We start from the raw sequence: 19,538 nt of genomic DNA, 5'->3' as shown, positions 1-19,538 counted from the left end.
ACTTTTTACTTTTATCAAATAACCGGCTCACTTTGAAAAATAATTCGAGAGCCTTCCTTCAGATAAGGTGCGGTTCCATCTTATCTGGTCTTTCTTTCCGTCACCGTTCACATCTTCAAAATAAAAAATCGTATTTACACTTTCCGATGTTCCGCGCAATGAATAAACAGGACCAGAAAAAGTATTATTTGACTGCGCATAATACACTTTGATCTTGCCCAAAAAGTTTTCGGGGTTCCAGTAAATTTTTTCCGCGCGGTTATCACCATCAAGGTCGGCAAAATAAAACCGGGTAGTAGCGGCTGTTCCCCCTGCACCGGTTGTGCTGAATGAAGAGGAGTAAGTAAAGGTGCCGTCGCCATCAGACAAATACACCATCGGAATTCCTGAATTAACGGTTTTATTCCAAACGATCTTATCGGCTTTTCCATCGGCATTCATGTCAGTAAAATACATATCCGTACCCAACAATTGAATAGCCCCCGTGGGATCAGAAATTGTTGCAGCACTAAAATTGCCGCCGCTGGTAGCCAGGTTCACTCTTGTATTTCCCCCGTCAAAGCCTGATGTCCACCTGATCTTATCGGCTTTGCCATCACCATTTACATCTGCAAACCCATAAATCGTACTGGTGGTTGCACTTCCATTTTCGTTATTTTCTATAGCGGTGGAGCTAAAACTGCCGCCGCTGGTAGCAAGAAAAACTCTCGTATGGCCACTATATTCCGCGGCATTCCATACAATTTCGTCTGCTTTACCATCCCCGTTCACGTCGGCATAATAATAATGAGTATCGCCCGATGCAGACTGGCCTGCTGTGTGTGCCGCCGCATAGGTGTAAGTTCCGTCTCCGTTTGACAGCCATACTTTTGGGGTTCCTCCATCCACACCTGTATTCCAGTAAACCTTATCCGCTTTATTATCTCCATTCACATCTGCAAAATAAAAATGCGTGGCTTCGCTTTCACTGGTACCATGAATGTCTACATTAGGCTCCCCAAAAATTGCGGGCACATAGGTGGCCATAACCGGCCAGTGATCCGAAGGCCAATAGCCGCCGTAGCTTGTAGTAACTACTTTCCATGAGGTAAAACCCATTTTCCGGTTGCTCATCATCCAATCGATCTTTGCATCACCGGTGGCGTCCCATCCGTGGAAGGTGGGGTCACCGGTTGTATCACCCAGGGCATCAATAAGGTCCAGATTTTGTTTTAGAAGATTTATTTCTGCAGTACCCGGTTCGGCATTAAAATCGCCAAAAACAATCACAGGATATTGGGTGGCGCTATTCACCTCATTTATCTTATCCACCACCGCCTGGGCATTGATCAACCGGCTCTGTTGGGCAGTAGCCGAACTTCCGGGGTACCAATGGCTGTTACAAAACAGATATTTATCAGCAGTATTTGCATCCGTAAGCACTACCCAGGTACCGCTATAACCGGTCATCCCTGCGCCCAACTGAAACAACCCCTGGCTTTGCGCTGTAAACCTAGCGCTTTTATAAAAGATGATCTTTGGAGAAGCTACTGCACCCATAGAAGTGTAGGCGTAGCCAAGCGGTTGCATCTGGGATATAAACCAATCTCTGAAAGCCGCGTCAGATGCCTCCTGTAGCCCAAACACATCCGGGCTGTTGTCAATTATGATCTGGCGGATATTGTCACGCCGCTGTGTAAGCGACTGCGGATCATTCGCATCATTATGCCGGATGTTAAATGACATTACTTTAAAAGTATGAGAAGCAGCAATCGCCATCAGCTTAGGTGCATTACTATCGGCTAATGCTATTCCGCTATCGTTCCTTAATTGAATATCTGGTTTTCTACAGGCGCTGAAGCCAATTACTATCAGTCCTGCAAAGAGGGCTGTACCCTTAAATATACGTAAAAGGGAAGAGTTCTTTTTCATGATGACAATTTTAATTTTTTTTGGAAAAAAGATTCTGGTATTACTATTGAACTTATTTAGACTTTTGGCAACAGCGTATATGTGGCGCTCCTATGGAGCTTCATTCTAAATTTATATTTAACTACTACCCATATTACGTCCCTATGGGGGCGACATATCAGTAGTAGACGGTTCGATTTATCTTTTTGAGCCCGCCGCGGCGGGCGATATATGTTGAAAGTTTAAATAAATTCATTATCTACATATAACGACCGGTCCTAATAAACCAGACGGAAGCAATTTATCTGAAGCCTTAAATACAATATTTGTATGCGTCAGCCGTTTTTCTTCGGGAAGCGCTGCATCTCCTATCAGCCGGTTGGGCCACATATTGATCACCTCAATTTTTAATAGATTATTTTCCTTTTTAGCAAACTTTGAAATATCAACCCGCCAGGGGCTCGTCCACACGATACCCAGATCCTGACCGTTCAACCATACGCGGCAAATATCTCTTACCGTTCCCAGGTCAATAAACGAAGGGCCCTCAGGTAGTATCTTACCCGGCATATCAAATGTTTTTTCATAAACGGCTTTGCCTGAAAAATACCGGATCCGTTCATCGGTGCTCGTGCTCCAATCTTCCAGTTTATTAAAGGTAACCTGCTCCGGTCCACCCCACTGCGTATCAAAACGTACTTTCCATGGGCCGGCGATCTCCCCTTTCGGAGTTATATTTTCCGTTTTTTGAAACCAATAATCGGCGCTTTTAAGGCGTTCTTTTTTAACAGGGAAAACAACGAATACCGATTGAAAAACATCCAAGTCAATATCAATTACTATGCGGCTGTCCACGGTTTTAAATCGGGGTGTCAGCATCGCCCCCGTTACGGCGTCCCACAATTGCGGCTGACGGTTTTTTACTCTGAAGGTGCATTGTGTAACGGCTTTTTCTTTCAGCCGGTTGGTAATAAAATAAATTTCACTACCGGATGTAGTTCTATGTATAAAATCGATCCAAACCTTAGCGCCCGTTCTGCTTTTATACTCAAAATCCGGTAAAACAGCATCCCCCAGTAAGACTTCTCTTACCGGTATACCATTTATGATCCGGCCCTTTCCATAAGTTCTTTTCCCGGTTTTCCCGGCTATATCGCCCCATACTGCTCCGGCAATAACCGATATTTCTTTATCGCAGTCAGGATAATTTTTCAAACCTGAATCTGCAACCGGTGGCTTGCCCACTACAGTGGCGCCGTTTTTCACCAGTTCCTGAATTTTCTTCAGAACCGGCACGGGCATCCGATCATAGTCCGGCAAAACCAGCGCCCTGTACCGCATGCCATCCGGAAGAACAATCCAACCATTTTTTACAGACAATCTTGTTAGTAACACTTCTTCATTACATACGTCGTAATCATACCCGGGGCCCAGATCCGGATAAATCGTTTTTTGATCTACCAGGTTTGGCGTAACATCTCCGTTGTAGTATAAAACATCGGCCACAAATTTTCCCAGGCGCAACAGATATTGGCACCTGGCCACATAGGTCAGAAAAGCACCAGACAACTCCCACCAGGTTACATTGGGGTTAAAATGGGTACCGGCACCATACTCATATCCTGGTTTACCATCCTGAGGTCTTGTTGCGGTACAGGTATGAATAAAGATGCGGTTGATGCCTTCGCAAAGCGCCCGGTCCAATGCCTGCTTAATAGTGCGGGGACAGTCTTTCCAATGCCTGAAACTGGTAAAGGCTTCTGCCGATGCGGTGTTTCTGCCATAGATGTGCGCTGCCGAAGCGGTCATTTTTGTAACCTTATTCTGCCCATTGTCTAACCGGGATATACCATACGGCACATTATCTGCCAGCGTACTTTGATCTTCAGGATCGGTGCCGAGCCAGAACTCACCCATCGGATAATCTGAATAGCCGAGGTTTTGTAAGCCATTCATGCTAATGCTGCCCGACCGGCTGGGACCGGCCGCCTCATTCTGCATTTTTAAATTATGCTGATGGGTAAGCGTGGCAAACCGCCCATAGTGCAAATCAGCCATGCAATCTGCAATGGTTTTTCTATAGTCATTTAAAAACCGGTCTGACAGGGAGGCGCTGCCAATGATAAACCCGGCGAAAACGGGTATATAGGGCCGCGGATCGTATCCCCGGTAGTGTTCAAAACGTTCCAGTATTTTTTCCGTCCAGTTGGGGAAGCCATCTTCAAAGCTGTCATCATGAAAATATTTCAACGTATTCCCCGGCACCGTCTTTGCATCCTCTAAAATAATTTTAGCAAAGTTTTCAAACTGCAGGTCCACTCCTTCTGGTGCAAACCAGTCTACTGAAAGGCCATCCGCTTCGGGCTGGGCAATTAATAACCTGGAGCCCGTCATCCGATGCCCGGTGCGGATAACCGCCCAATGCCCCGGCGGCACGTCCCAATTCAAAATGCCTTCCGCCGTTACTTTATCTGTAAGATCGATTACATCCTGTTGTTTAATCGCGATGTCATCGGGGTGCTCTTTCCATTCCACTATTACCGGGGCTATTACTTCTCTTGCCTTGGCCTGGTTGCTTATATCTTTCCGGTTGGTTTTTGCGGAGAGCGATTCACCGCCTCTTTCATCGCGGAGGCGCGACTGGTAACCATACTTATCCGGAACCGCTACAACAATCGTGTCTCTGTAATCCAATTTTTCAATGGGCAGGTTTAAGTATTCCTTATACCCGGGCGGATTAAACACATTATCATATCCTTCCCGCCCACCAGGCAGGGGCAGCGCCTCCGAAAACTTTTTGGGACCGTTTATTGCTATTTTCGATTGTAACATCCAGCGCCCGGCATGCTGCGGAGGTATCCAGGGGCCGCCCATACACCAGCCGGAACTTAAATTCATTCCCACTTCGATATTTAAGCGCGCGGCTTCCTTAAGTGCATACCTGAAAAGCTCCCGCCATTCCGGAGAAAACAGTTTGGCGCCCTCGGGAAACTGCGCGCCGCCTAACCCGCCCTTGGTATTAATAATCAAAACCGTTCCAATTCCCTTATCCTTAAATGCTTCCAGATCGCGGGTAATACCTTCTTTGTTTAGTAAACCGTTAAACCACCACCAATAACAGCCCGACCGGGATGTTTCCGGTGGTTTAATAAAATTATTGACCAGTGCGGTTTCAGCCTTACTCCCGAAAGCGCCATAACCGTTGAACGCCGCAAGCTGTAAACCTACCAGGCCGCTGATCCTGATAAAGTCCCTGCGTTGTAAATGCTTCATAAAATAAAACGCTTAGTTTAAAATGCTATTCACTTCAATGCTTTTGGCTAGTGCCAAAACGCAAAACGTTGAAAGCCTGTTGACGGCATTACGGGTTCTGTTTAATATCCGGATTCAAATCAATATCGGTCTGCGGAATAGGATATAATAAACTATTATCGTTTAAAACGTAAGCATCCGAAGACAGGAAAGGGAGCTCTTTTTTAATCGCCACTCCAAATGCATTTATCACACTTAAAGCGGTGCCGGTCCGGAGCAGGTCGGTCCACCGGTGGTTTTCAAAAGCAAGTTCCACCCGGCGTTCGTGATAGATAATCTGCCGCAGCGCACTTTGATCGGTGCTGGTAGTGGCGACCAATCCGGCCCGGGTCCGCACTTTGTTTAAAGGAATAAGCGCATCGCTTGATTTACCCTGTTCATTCAATGCTTCTGCTAACAAAAGCAATACATCAGAATAGCGGTAGATAGGAAAATCATCACTGGAACCCGTTGCATCTTCCACTGTATGCAAATACTTCTTAATGTAAGGCACACCCATTTTGCCCGCAGCGGGCGTATAGTTCAGGACGCTTTTTGCGGCAGAGTATACAAAATAATTGCTGCCATTATACACCCCCTCTACTATTCCGATAGAGGCATCCAGTCTTTTATCGCCGGATTCATAGCTGCCAATGAGGTCTGTAGTAGGCGTATTCCAGCCGCCGGTAGCGGTATTATTGATGACCACGCCGGTAAGCAATTTGGTATCAGTGCTTCGAGGCAGAAAATGAAAGCACAAGGGGTTGGGGGTGGCCCCCAATATAGTGCCGCCAAGAAACTGAATCTCAAAAATCGACTCCTTGCTGTTTTTATTGGCCGGGTTAAAAACACTTGCGTAATCGGGCAGCAGGTCATAGCCCATTTGCGTAACCGACCGGAGCAGGGTTTCAGCATCCGTCCATTTTTTCTGAACCATATACACTTCAGCCAAAAGCAGCGAAGCCGCGCCTTTTGTAGCTTCCCCGGTTTGAGGAAATTTTGCCGGTACGCCCAGCTCTCCAATGGCGTCTTTTGCATCAGCAATAATCTGATTATACACTTCATCAACCGATGCCCTGGGTTTAAACGCGTCCTCCGCCTTATTTACTTCTTTTAAGAACAGCGGAACTCCGCCAAATAACCGCACCAGTTTAAAATAATTTAGGGCCCTTAGAAACTTCGCCTGTCCGTCGATATTCTTTTTTGCGGCATCCGGAATGTTCGCATCCAGCAGCCGTTCAATTACGATATTGCTGCGGGAGATACCGGTGTACGAATGCTGCCAGGTAGCGGCAACATAAGCGTTCACAGAGGTGCTGAGAAAATCGGATATGTTTTCGCGCTCCACTATTGCCGTTCCCCTGTTACTGGGCAGGGGCTGGTAAACCGTATTATCCGAGTGCATTTCTGAAGTGAGATAATCATTAACCAAAACATCTCTCAGGGGCGCATAGGCCGCTACCAGGGCCGATCTGAACTGCGGCTCAGTTTTATAATAGTTATTGGCCGTATAAGAATCGGGGGGCGTAAGTATAATAAAATCTTTTTTGCATGATAGCTGCGTGAGGCAAATCGCAATATATAATATAAAAAACTTTTTCATTTTTAACTTATTTGATTTTATTTAAACGTTGTTGTAAATCCAATGGAGAAGGTTCTGGGTATGGGGTATGCATTTTCATCAATTCCCACACCGGCAGTAGGGTCAGATGCGCCTACATTTGTTTCAGGGTTCATTCCGGTATAGCCGGTTAATACAAATGCCTGCTGAACGGATGCAAATACCCTTAAATTACTCAGCATAGATTTTTTCAGAGGCAACGTATAACCCAATGAAACATTTTTCAATGTTAAATACGAACCATCTTCGATCCATTGTGAATTTACCTGCCGCCCCATTGCGGTAGTATTGGTCTTCGTCCTCGGAAACTCGCCAGAGCCGGGGTTTTCCGGAGAACGCCAATGGTCTAACGCCGCAGCCAAAAGATTCCGGGAACCATCCATATTGGTTTGGTAAGCCCATTTAGCCGCATTCAGGATCTTTCCTCCAACGGAATAGGTCATATTAAGATTCAGATCAAAATTTTTATACTGGAAACTATTAAACAGCCCCCCGCTAAAAGTGGGTGTCGGATCCCCGATAAAAGTACGGTCGTTAACGTCGTCAATGACGCCATCCCCGTTCACGTCTTTAACTTTTATAGTGCCCACATCCGAAACCCCGTTGGGGTTGGCGGACGTAGCCTTGTATTTTGGTGAGTTTGCCAGATCCGCTGCATCCTTGTATAATCCCTCGAAAACAAACCCATAAAACTCACCCAAATGATGCCCTACCTGCTGACGATAATAGTCGGATGACACACCTGTATTTCTTCTTATAAAACCCGGATCTACCAGCTTGGTGATGATATTTCTGTCGAACGACATATTTAAAGTAGTGCTCCAGGTAAGCGGGCGGTCTACCAGATTTTTTGAGGTGATGCTAAACTCGTGCCCCCACATCTGTAATTCCCCAACGTTGAATATAATCTGTGAGAATCCGGATGAACGCGGGATGGATCTTTGCTGAATAAGACCGTCGGTTGTTTTATGATAATAATCGTAGGTAAAGTTCAGGCGGTTATTAAAAAATGCCAGGTCCACCCCAATATCAAGCTGTTTATTACGTTCCCACGCCAGATCACTATTGGCCAACCGGTTAATAGTCTGGCCCTGTGTAATTACGTTGTTAAAATCATAATAATAGGTGCCCAGGGTCGCCTGCGGATCATAGTTGCCCGCAAAAAAATTGTTTCCGGTAATACCATAACTGCCCCGTATTTTAAAAAAGTTGATTGCTTTAATATTATCCCAGAACTTCTCATCGCTGACTACCCATCCGGCAGACACAGAAGGGAAAGTTCCCCATTGGCGGTCAATACCAAATTTGGACGACCCATCCCGGCGAAAGGCTCCGGACAACAAATATTTTCCTTTGTAATTATAGTTGACACGGCCGATGACAGAAAGCATAGAATAAGCGCCTGCACTGCTGCTTCCGTCCGTCAGGCTGGTTGCAGCCTTTAAATAGGGAATATCATCGCTCGCAAATCCCATGCCCGTTAATGTATTGCTATAGGTGCTGAATTTTTGAGCAGAATACCCGGCTAAAGCTTCCAGATGGTGATCACCGCCAAAGGTTTTATTGTATACCAGGTTTGACTCCGCCGTCCATGAGCCATTGTCGACGGCAGAACTGATCCCTTTAGACTGTGCTTGTGCAGCGGCGGAGGTTACAAATCCCGACTGAAAGAACTTACGGGTTTCAGCCCCTTTATCCACCGCTACATTGGTTTTGGACCACAATCCTTTCAGCAATTCCAGCTCAACATATCCGTTACCAAGAATACGGGTGGTATAATAATCATCATTGGTCAATGTATAAATAGCCAGCGGGTTCACATAGGATACCATGCCCGGAGAAGTTACATTCAATATAAAATTCCCGGCGCTGTCATAAGGAGCAATCAGCGGGCTGGCTTCAAAAAACCGTTCAAAATATCCGTTTACTCCATCGGTAGAAAAGCGATTGTTATGATCTACCCGGTAGCTGGGCGCTACATTAAATCCCACCTTCAGCCTTTTGTTGAGCGAGGTGAAATCCTGATTAAACCGTAGTGAGAATAGTTTGGTACCGTTATTAATGATCACCCCTTTTTGGTCCTGATAACCTACCATAATGGTAGAAGAGGACCGTTCGCGTGCCGACTGCACGGTAAGATCGTAGCTTTGAATAGGCGCCGGCCTTGTTAACAGATCAAACCAGTTGGTACCTTCCCCATATTTTTCCGGGTTACCGTATGCTTGTTGATAATCGGCAGATACTTTATATCCCGGCTCATATTTCAGCCCGTCGTCTGCGCGCTCTTTCATAAATTCTGCAAATTGCCGGGCGTTCATCATTTTGGGCAACCGGCCCGTCGGAATTTTTTGCACGCCGTAGTTGGCGGTGAACTCCACTTTAGCGTCGCCGTTCTTTGCATGTTTGGTCGTTATCAGCACCACCCCATTTGCAGCCCTTGACCCGTACAGGGACGTAGCCGATGCATCTTTGAGGAAACTAAAACTTTCTATTTCGGCAGGATTGATATTATTGATACTTCCCGTAACCGGAGCGCCGTCCACAACAAACAGCGGTTGATTACTTGAATAAAAAGAGGCTGCCCCCCGCACAATAAATCCAATGCCCCTTCCCGGCTGACCGCTATACTGGGAGATCTGTACGCCTGGTACGCGGCCTTGTAATTGTTGTGCAAACTGGCTCACCGGTTGATCCTGCAATTTGGCAGCATCCACGGTGGCTATGGATCCGGTTACATCCCGCGCCCTTTGCTTACCGTAACTTACCACCACTTCCTCCAATTGCCCGGAAGACACCAGGTCAAATTGAAGGGGCTGTGATACTCCTTTTTTAACGTGCACCTCGCGCGTCTCGGTAGTGTGCCCTACATAAGAAACCACCAGTGTATAAGTTCCCTCCCTGCTTGTTAAACTAAAGTCACCATTCTGGTCCGTTACTACAGCGATAGTAGTGCCTTTAACCGCTACCGTGGCTCCCTGAAGCGGCACTTTGTTTGCCAGGACCCGCCCATGGATGGTTCCGGATCCTTTTTGCGCCATCAAATTAAAACACTGAAGCAGCAAAACGAACAGCAACAGGCAGCGCCCTGGTTTATTTACTCTTTTTGTCGGTCTTTCCATAATATGTCTTTTTTGAATGATGAATTGTTTTGGGATTTTATTGTTAAATAATCTTATCTAATGGCAACCTCAAATCTTTTTTTAAAATATTCCATCGCGGAATTTTATTAAAAAATTTAATCGATTAAATTTTTTAATAAAAACGAACTGCACGATTTAATCCTCTAAAATATTGAAGCAGCGGCAACCTTTTGTGACCGCCATCTTAAACCGGTCACAAAAAAAGAAAACTATTTTAAAGAAATTATTACCAAATTATGAAAAAATTGTTACAAAAAATAATAAATAATAAAATATTTAAAGACAATTAAACATTTTTAGTCAATCAACAGCCCGATTGTACCCTGCCAGAAGCTGGTCACCAGGAGCCGGATGAAAAATTCACAGCAGCTATTTATCGCCTGCCCCGGAAAATAAGGCAGGATAGTCGGTCTCTATAATATCCGGTCGTTTTATCAATTCTGCGCAATAGGCTTTCAACCGTTCCGCCTCTGTTTTAAGTTTATCAAAGCTGGGTGGAAAAGAATAAAAGCACATCACCCCCTTCTGGTGCAGCCACCGGCAGATCTCATCCGTATTACGCGAAACAGAATCCCCCACATAGGCAATGATCCGGTTATACGGTATCCCCGTTTTTTTGAAGGCCTCCAGATCTTCCTGATTTTTTATCGCCACGCATAATAAAACATTATCCAGGTTCTTATAATAATAGAACGCTTCCTTCATGGAGCGAACGCTGAGGATAATATTCGGATAAGCGCCGCCTTTAAATAACTCCACATATTTTGACCACGGAATATTCTTATTATCCAGGTTAAAAATGGTTTTATCCTTTCCCCAATCCAACGCCTCCCGGAGTGTCGGAATTTTATAAGAAGTTATATTTCCCTGCCGGTCTTTTAACCTTGCTTTCGACAACTGCGCATAGGTAAGTTCGCTAACTTTTCCCTTCATATTGGTGACGCGCTCCATTGCGTCATCATGCATCAGTACCATTACGCTGTCCTTGGTGTACCGGGGATCAATTTCAAAAAACGAAGGCATCAGGCTTAAGGTCTTTTCCATAGCCTCAATACTGTTTTCAGGGAAACCAGGCAACAACCCGCCCCGGTGGCCGGAGATCAGCACCGGCTTGTCAGGCTCATAATGAAAATATTGCTGCAACGCTGCCATACTTTTAATGGGCGTTGTATGAAGACCGCTCTGCGCTGCAAGTCCGGTTACGAGCAATGCTATCATTGCTACCGTAGTTGTGATCTGTTTAAACATTTGCCTCATAATACTTTTCTTTAAATTTTTGTACCGTTGCAGGCGTGTAGGAGGGGCAGGCTCCCTGCCGGGTGGCGATGAAGGCACTTAATACAACCGCATCTTCCATTTGCCGGCGATGGGTACGCCCCTTCAGTTTTCCTCCTACAAACGCCGCAAGAAAAGCATCTCCGCTGCCAACCGTATCCATTACCGGAACGGTAAGCCCCTCAATGCTCCATTGTTCTTTCCTGTTATAATAAGCCGCCCCCTTTTCTCCTTTTGTAAGAATGATCTCTTCTATATTGTCAAAGGCAGCAAAAATAAGGGCCGCCCCCTCCGCCTCTGTTTCTATTCCTTTCCCTAAAAATGATCCAATAAAATCTAATTCGCCCCGATTCAGTTTTAAACTATGACAGGACCGGATGAGCAATAACAATGTTTCCCTATCTGTATAAGGAGGTCTCAGGTTCAGATCCAGCACCCGCCATTTTGCATGTTCCAGGTACCGGAGCAGCGTAGCCCGTGTATACGGGGTCCTGGCGGCAAGCGTGCCATAAATGAACGCATCCGCTTCTTTTATTTTACCCGCCAGTTCATTATCATACTCAACAAAATCCCATGCAACATTTTCAGTAATCGTATAAGTTACTTCCCCGTTTTCCAGGAGCTGCACGTTCACGGTTGAGGTGGGATGCACATCAGACACCACACAATAATCAGCGACTAATTGCCATTGATCTAATTGCTGCAGGAGGCCCCGGCCGGGTTCATCCTTTCCTACCTGTGAAACAATGACGGGCTCAATGGCTAATTTGGAAAGATGATAGCCTACATTCAGCGGAGCCCCGCCAATCGTTTTTGTGGTGCCAAAATCATCCCACAACACCTCTCCAAAACAAATGACCTTATTTTTCATCAATGTAGCAATTGGTTTATTAATAAATGTATCTCCCCCACCCTCAAAGCCTGTACATACTCAAGAAACAGGGTTTGTACTACCGGCTCGCGCTGCAGCGTATGCAGCACAGGCAGCCGGGTTATAAACTGGCAGGCATCCCAGTCGGGTTCCGAAAAAAGAGCCAGCAACAGTTCCCTGTTCAGGTCCTGCACTTCTTCCATCTGATCTTTTTTGAACGCTTCCTCTAAATAATAATACCAGGCAGCCAATATCAGCACACCGCATTTAATTTTGGGGGTTTGCCTTTTCAACTGCTCGCTGATAACGGGCAATACAAACTTTGGCAATTTATCTGTAGAGCCGGAGATGATGCGGGCGGTGCTGTCGTTGATCATAGGGTTACCGAACCGGTATACCAGTTGCTGCACATAATCCGGGTAATGAACTGCGGCAATGGGATCAAGCGTTGGTATAACCTCCTCGGAACAATAGCGCTGAAAAACAGCGTTGATGTTATCATCTTTTATAGCTGTATGGATCCGGTCATATCCTAATGCCTCTCCTAAAAGCCCGGTCAGTGAATGGCCGCCATTTAACAGGCGCAGCTTCATCTTTTCATAAGGCGCTACTTCTTTCACCACTGTGGCTCCCATATCCCGCAAGGGGAGGCCGGCAAGGCCAGGATGTTCTTCGATAATCCATTGAAAATATTCTTCACAAACTACCAGGCACTGGTCATGAAAGCCGCCGGTTTTTTCAAATGCCTCCTTTTGCGCCCGGGTGGTTGCCGGCGTGATCCGGTCTACCATTGTTTTAACGAAAGTAACGTGCTGCGCCACCCAATCTATTAGGGAAGGATCAAAGCGTTTTAAAAATTCTATCAATGCCAACCGGAGTATGTCTCCGTTATGCTGCACATTATCGCAGGACATTAGCACAATCGCCCCGCCGTCTGCCATGCTGCGTTTTTTCAGCCCTTCTGCCAAAACACGAAAAACCGTTTTGGGAACATCTCTTCGTAATAGATCTTCCTGAACAACCGGGGTATCCCATATAAAAGTGTTGGTAGTATAATCCACATTATAGCCGCCCTCGGTTATGGTAAAACTGATAATGCGGGTTTCCGGCGCTGCTATGCGGGCTAAGATCGTTTCATAATCTTCGGAAACATGCAGCATTTCCTTGATTGATGAGATCAATTGCGTATCACGCAAGCCTTCCGGGGCGAAGCGTTGCAGAAAATACAGGCAATCCTGGTTGCGGAATGTTTTTGCAAAAGCAGCATCCTGCGGCAACACGCCCACTCCTGTAATTCCCCAATGTTCCAATTCCGGCCGCCGGTCGTTTAACAAACCTTGCAAGGCCCATGCCTGGTGCGCCCGGTGGAACCCGCCCACCCCAAAATGTAATATGGGATAAGGGGGCGTCGTTTTTTCAAAAACTGCCTGCAACGACGGTTCCTGCAACGCTGCGTTTTTATAATTCAGTTCCATTCTTTTTTTAATTTCTTTGAAACAATACAGCGGCAATAATGATAACGCCTTTAATGATCTGCTGGAGATAAGAAGTAATATCCAGCAGGTTCATCACATTACCGATCATGCTTAATATGAATACCCCCAACAGTGTGTTCAGCACCGATCCCTTTCCACCTGCCAGCGCAGCGCCTCCTATTACGACCGCGGCTATGGCATCCAGCTCCAGCCCCACCCCTATATTAGGCGTGCCCACACCTGTTCGTCCAACCATTAACAGGGCCGCTAACGCTGTTAATGCCGCACAGATAACATACACGGCAAACTTTGTTCTTTTTACGGCTACGCCGGATAACCGCACCGCCTCTTCATTAGATCCGATTGCCAGTATGAGCCTTCCAAAAATATTATACCTCAATAAAACAAACAGCACCATAAATACGCCCATTAATACAATAGCCGCCACGGGAACGCCCAAAAGGCTGCCGGTGCCCAGCGTCAGGATCTTTGCAGAATAGGGCCCAACGCTGATGGGTGCTCCTTTCGAAAGCAGGTACCCGCCCCCCCTGACCATCGACATCAGGGCAAGCGTTACAATAAAGGATGCAATCTTCCGGTAGGCCACCAGATAGCCCGAGAGGCAACCTATGCCACAGCCAATTAAAAGAGATAAAAGGAACGCAGCGGGAAAATAAACCACATAGCTTAAAAGCGAAAAAGTGACTCCGATCATTGCCACAACAGAACCCACCGAAAGATCGATCCCTCCTGTAAGGATCACCAACAACATGCCCATGCTAACCAGCCCGATAGGAGCCGATTGCCGGATGAGGTTGGAAATATTATTTGCTGTAAAAAAGTTTTCCGTTATCAGCCCCGATACGATCAGCATTAATACAAAAATGAGCACCGTATTATATTGGGATAAGCCGCCTTTTATGCGTTCCATTTTCATCATTCAATCGTTTATAAATTAGGGTTCCTTCCTTCTATCGCTAGTCTGAGTAGTTTTTCTTCAGAAAAATCCTTTTTTAATACCTCGCCGGTCAGTGCGCCTTTTTTCATCACTACAATCCGGTCGCATAGTGTCATCAGTTCTTCCAGATCAGAAGAAACAACAATCAATGTTTTTCCCTTATTGGCCAGCTCAAATAAAATATCATAGATCTGCGCGCGCGCGCCCACATCAACCCCGCGGGTAGGTTCGTCTATCAAAAGGATATCAGCACCGCTATTGATCCATTTTGCCAGGATCACTTTTTGCTGGTTCCCGCCGCTAAGGGAATTAACCGCAGCCGCTGCAGAAGTGCATTTTATTTTAAGCCGGTCAATCAGCGTTTGTACATTTTTCGCTTCGGCATTGCTCCTGATAAATCCCCAACCTTTGTTTATACTTTTATAGTTGGTAACAGATATGTTATTCCGGATACTTTGATCGAGTATCCCGCCTTCTTTTTTACGGTCTTCCGGCACCATTCCGATACCGTTAGCCACACTGATCCTGGGCGAAGTTGCCGTAGTCCGATCCTCATTCATATAGATCCTCTTTCCCTCGGCCGCATCTGCTCCAAAAATGGCCCGTAATAATTCTGTTCTGCCTGAGCCTACTAACCCGGCAATACCCAGTATTTCGCCGGACCGGGCGGTGAGCTCGATTGCTGCGGCGGCCATTGGTAGTTTTATGCCAGATACTTTGAATACCGAACCATTAACGGGAATATCTCCGGGCTTGCGAACAGTGCGCAGCAGCTCTTTACCCAGCATCATCGAAATCAGTTTGTCGCTATTCAGCTCCCGGTTCTCCACCGTTGCAATCGTCTTTCCATCCCTTAAAACCGTTATACTGTCTGAGATCTGTAAAATCTCATGAAGATGATGAGAGATATAAATAATAGCAATATTCTTCTTTTTCAGTTGTTCCAATACCTTGTACAATATCGTTACCTCGTGTGGGCCCAGTACATCTGAAGGTTCGTCCAGTATGATCAGCTTACTATCCGTAGTAAGCGCTTTGGCGATTTCTACAACCTGCTGTTCGGCCACACTTAATGCTGCCACTTTCTTTTTCACGTCCAGACTGAAGCCCAAACTTTTTACCAGTTCATCCGCCTTTTTATGCAAATGGTTCCAATTGATCCAAAAGGATTGGCCCAACTGATTTAAGAATATATTTTCGGAAGCGGTCAGTTCCGGCACCAATGAAAATTCCTGGTAAATGATCCCTATTCCCTCGTCCTGCGCAGCTTTAGGCGTACTGATCTCCCGTTCCACGCCGTTTATATAAATGGAACCCGAATCTTTTTGAATAGCGCCGGAAAGAACCTTCATCAAGGTAGATTTACCGGCCCCGTTCTCTCCCAGCAAAGCGTGTATTTTCCCAAATTCCACGGTCAGGCTAACATCATCCAGCGCCCGGGCGCCGCCATATGATTTGGAGATATTTTTAAGCTCAATCATTGCTCAGAATAAAGAGTTGGGGTTATAGAATTGATCCACATTCTGCCGGTCAATAACAACAGACCTGGTGTAGTTTACCTGTTTGATGCCTTGTTCCCCATTTAAATAGCGGGCTACAACCCTCACCATATCTCCACCCAGTATATCGGGGCTATTCTGCGCCGTAACGCTGTATGCCCCCTGTTTGATCAGTTGATACGCTTCTTTTTGTCCGTCCACACCCACCACAGCAATCTGTTGCTGCAACCCCATTTCCTTAATGGTTTTCAGCGCTCCAATGGCCATTGCATCGTTTTCAGCAAAAAGAATATTTACCTCTTTATGTGCCACCAAAATATCTTCCATTGCCTTAAGGCCACCGTTATTGGTCCACCCGCCCCAACCCTGGGTCAGAATGGTAAAGTCCACCCTGTTTTCATTGTGCAACTGGGCATCCGCCAATCCCCTTACAAACCCTAATCGTTTTTCCCGGCCCACCGGGTTTCCCTGGTTGCCGCTGATGAGGGCTATATTCAAATGTGGTTTCTTACTATTATTTATCACCCATTCGCCCAGCAGCTCTCCGTTTAATTCGTTGTTGGCCACAACACTGGAAATGTAAGGCGCATCCGGATCAATAAAACTATCCACAATAAATACCAGCACCCCCTGCTGTTTGGCTTTTTTAACCACGGGCACCAATGCCTTGGGATCGAGGGGATTAAGGATGAGCACCTTTATTCCCTTCGCCAGCAGGTCTTCCACCGCCAGTACCTGTTTGTTAATGTCGCCCTGCCCATCTGTGGAAAGGTATCCCATTCCATAATGCAAAACATTCGTTCTTACGGCCTGCTCTAACGCAACATAAAAAGGCGCATTCAGGGAGGGGGTACAATAGCCCACCGTTATTTTTGAAAGGTCTTTCCTTGAAACATAGGCTTGCGCGCTGTCCTTAACGGAAGCTGTTGCAAGGGTACGCTGATCCTTGGGAATACAGGAAAAAAATAACTGGCAAAATAAAAAACAATAAATAATCCTCATGTTTCTAATTATTTGTGGGCACCTCCCATTTATCCAACCGGAACAATGATACGGGCAGTCCGTTGGTTGAGTACAGGTTGGTTAGGGCGGTATCCGAAAAAGCATAGCGCACCGAAACGGGTTTTTTAATCCGGGAATTAAATACCACCAGCCGGTTCCCTTTTATCTTGTAATCTGCTGGCAGGAATTTTTGATCGGCCCCCGCTATATACAGGTCATTAATGCGGCCACCTTTTACCAGTAACCGCTCCTGCTCCATATGATGGAACGAGATGATCACTTTATCCTTCTCAATGGTATAATCTTTATACACCGGCGACTGCACATTTTTTGCCGTTTGATGATACACATCAGCCAGGGCCAGATCCGCCATACGCAGCGCCACTTCTTTTTTCATCAACGGGTGAATATCATTGATATCATTTACCAGGTCCGAGGTCAATACCATTCCTGTTTTTTTAACGGAAAGCGCCACCTGGCCCTGCGCTTCGCGCACCAGCGCCCCCTTCTGAATGCCTTTATTCTTATAATTGTAAGGCGCTATCTGTGCAAAGAAAAAAGGAAAATCGGCCTTCCAGTTGCTCCGCCAGGATTGAATCAGTTTACTGAAGAGGGCGGCATATCCATCCCAGGAGACCGTATTATTCTCACCCTGGTACCATAAGGCCCCGGAAATGCCATAACCCACAAAGGGATAGACCATAGCATTCCACGCCTGGCCCGGAAGGTTGGGCTTACGCGGGGCAATGGTTTGCAACCGTGCTTTTTGTGCCAGCAGGGAATCCGACAGTACCTCGCCGGCAGGCAACCATACTTCGGCACAAGTGCCGCCCCAACTGGCATTGATAATACCTACCGGAACATTTAGTTTTTGATTCAGCTTTTGAGCAAAAAAATAGCCGATGGCCGTAAAGGGCCGTAAAGACTGGGAATCACAAAGCGACCACTGATCATAAATATTTTCCTGTGGCCACGGGGCAGCAATATCCCTTACGTTCAATATCCGGATATTGTTATTGAAGGGCCCGTGCAGTGCATCGAGCATCTGTGGCAATTTTTCTTTGGCACTGCGCTGCATATTGGATTGACCGGAGCAGATCCAGACCTCGCCCATCAACACATCATCGATTTTCAAAGTGTCTTTTTCGGAAATAATTACAATATGATACGGGCCGCCGGCTTTGGCTGTAGGCAGCACTGTTTTCCATTTAGAAGTACCTGCCGCCACGGTTGTTAATGTATCTGGCAGCCAACTGGCTTTTATTTGAACCGTGCGGCCCGGTTTGCTCCAGCCCCAAAACACGGTTGAGGAATCGCTTTTCAACACCATATGATCGGAAAAAAAATGCGGCATAGTGAGCTGCGCCATGCTCGTTCCGGAAACTGCTGCAACAACCAACAAGAGTACGCTTCTTTTTAGTGATTGAGTGATTCTTATATCCATAATCAATAGTTAATATTATCGCATAGAAGATTGATGAACAACGAGCGTTCCGTTAAATTCTTCCAATCGTTCTTTTTCATTATTATCACCGGGTTCCATCTGACTTAGCAAATAGTCTACCGCTGCCCTGCTCATTTCCTGCAACGGCTGTTTGAAATAGGTTACCGGGGTCCTGAATAGTTTATAGGCTTCTGCTTCATCAAAACACACAATCCCCAGCGCGCCGGGCACAGGGAGATCCATAGAGGCAATTTCAGAGAGGCCTGCCATGGCAACCTTGTTCGTAAAAAAGCAAAGACTGTCAACCTTATCCTTGAATACGCTTTTTTTAATTACAGCTTTTATTTGCCGTTCTAAATGTTCTTCCTCCAGTTCATACACAAACGCTTTCCGGTTGAGCAACCGGGCACAGGCATTCATATAGCCCGTTTTCCGCTCCTGCAAATGAACGAGGTTCCTGTTGATGGTCACCAATCCCGGTCGTTTAAAACCATTTTGAACCAGGTGTGCAACAATAGCTCCCGATGCCTCCTGATTATTTAATATTATTGATGGCGCATCAGGAAATTCATTAAACTTTCTATCGATGATCACAAAGGGTTGATTCAAATCGGTAAGCAACCGGATACAATGTTCTGCTTTCTCCGGAATGGCTAAAATAAAACCATCTACCTGGCGTGACAATAACAGGTTAAGGATGGAATTAAACCGATCGGGGCTTTCGTATGCATTTCCATAGATCACCTGGTACCCGTGCCGGTTGGCCTCTTCTTCAATATACTTTGCTATTGATGAATAAAACAGGTTAGAGATGTCTGCGACAATCAGTCCTAAAGTGAGCGTCCGGTTTGTTTTCAGACTTTTGGCGATCTGGTTGGGAGAATAATTCATTGTTGCCGCAAGTGCTTTGATTTTTGCAGCAGTCCGGTCATTAATCTTATCGGTTTTTTTCCCGTTCAATACATAAGATACCAACGCCACGGAGACCCCCAGCCTGTTGGCAATATCCTTCATTGAAACTTTTTTACTACTCACACTACATAATTTTAGACCCGCCAAAAATAAACATACT

At 46.0% G+C, this 19,538-nt stretch carries 12 protein-coding genes; all 12 read right to left on the bottom strand.

Going from position 1 to position 19,538, the window contains the following annotated elements:
• Window positions 1-27: 27 nt before the first annotated feature.
• Window positions 28-1,911 (bottom strand): FG-GAP-like repeat-containing protein, encoded by a 1,884-nt coding sequence (locus tag NIASO_RS01820; protein ID WP_008584003.1) that lies wholly within the window; start codon window positions 1,909-1,911, stop codon window positions 28-30.
• 234 nt (window positions 1,912-2,145) lie between these two features.
• Window positions 2,146-5,163: a glycosyl hydrolase gene (locus tag NIASO_RS01815; RefSeq protein ID WP_008584006.1), complete on the bottom strand. Its 3,018-nt coding sequence runs from the start codon at window positions 5,161-5,163 to the stop codon at window positions 2,146-2,148.
• 88 nt (window positions 5,164-5,251) lie between these two features.
• Window positions 5,252-6,784: a RagB/SusD family nutrient uptake outer membrane protein gene (locus NIASO_RS01810; protein WP_008584008.1), complete on the bottom strand. Its 1,533-nt coding sequence runs from the start codon at window positions 6,782-6,784 to the stop codon at window positions 5,252-5,254.
• 17 nt (window positions 6,785-6,801) lie between these two features.
• Complete coding sequence (locus NIASO_RS01805) at window positions 6,802-9,921, bottom strand: SusC/RagA family TonB-linked outer membrane protein (RefSeq protein WP_008584010.1); 3,120 nt, start codon at window positions 9,919-9,921, stop codon at window positions 6,802-6,804.
• A 390-nt stretch (window positions 9,922-10,311) separates the two neighbouring features.
• Entirely contained in the window at window positions 10,312-11,199 is an 888-nt protein-coding gene (locus NIASO_RS01800; protein WP_008581904.1) for a glycerophosphodiester phosphodiesterase family protein, read from the bottom strand.
• Window positions 11,183-12,088: a PfkB family carbohydrate kinase gene (locus NIASO_RS01795; protein ID WP_008581907.1), complete on the bottom strand. Its 906-nt coding sequence runs from the start codon at window positions 12,086-12,088 to the stop codon at window positions 11,183-11,185. Before NIASO_RS01795 ends, NIASO_RS01800 begins: the two co-directional genes overlap by 17 nt.
• Window positions 12,088-13,563 carry a mannitol dehydrogenase family protein gene (locus tag NIASO_RS01790; protein ID WP_008581908.1) on the bottom strand — a complete coding sequence of 492 codons (1,476 nt, stop codon included), beginning with the start codon at window positions 13,561-13,563 and terminating at the stop codon, window positions 12,088-12,090. The genes NIASO_RS01795 and NIASO_RS01790 overlap by 1 nt, the downstream gene beginning before the upstream one ends.
• A 7-nt stretch (window positions 13,564-13,570) precedes the next feature.
• On the bottom strand, window positions 13,571-14,494 hold the full coding sequence (locus NIASO_RS01785; protein ID WP_044046393.1) for an ABC transporter permease: 924 nt from the start codon (window positions 14,492-14,494) through the stop codon (window positions 13,571-13,573).
• 17 nt (window positions 14,495-14,511) lie between these two features.
• Window positions 14,512-16,002 (bottom strand): sugar ABC transporter ATP-binding protein, encoded by a 1,491-nt coding sequence (locus NIASO_RS01780; protein ID WP_008581913.1) that lies wholly within the window; start codon window positions 16,000-16,002, stop codon window positions 14,512-14,514.
• Window positions 16,003-16,005: 3 nt separating this feature from the next.
• Window positions 16,006-17,022, bottom strand: coding sequence for a substrate-binding domain-containing protein (locus tag NIASO_RS01775; protein ID WP_008581914.1), 1,017 nt, complete (start codon window positions 17,020-17,022; stop codon window positions 16,006-16,008).
• 4 nt (window positions 17,023-17,026) lie between these two features.
• Window positions 17,027-18,466: a sialate O-acetylesterase gene (locus NIASO_RS01770; RefSeq protein ID WP_008581916.1), complete on the bottom strand. Its 1,440-nt coding sequence runs from the start codon at window positions 18,464-18,466 to the stop codon at window positions 17,027-17,029.
• 15 nt (window positions 18,467-18,481) lie between these two features.
• A complete protein-coding gene (locus tag NIASO_RS01765) occupies window positions 18,482-19,501 on the bottom strand; it encodes a LacI family DNA-binding transcriptional regulator (protein WP_025298620.1) in 1,020 nt (339 codons plus the stop codon).
• Between the last annotated feature and the right edge of the window lie 37 nt (window positions 19,502-19,538).

This window comes from Niabella soli DSM 19437, from assembly GCF_000243115.2.
GTDB classification, from domain to species: Bacteria; Bacteroidota; Bacteroidia; order Chitinophagales; family Chitinophagaceae; genus Niabella; species Niabella soli.
Note: the sequence above shows the minus strand (reverse complement) of the source record. Positions and strands in the feature narration are given on the sequence as shown.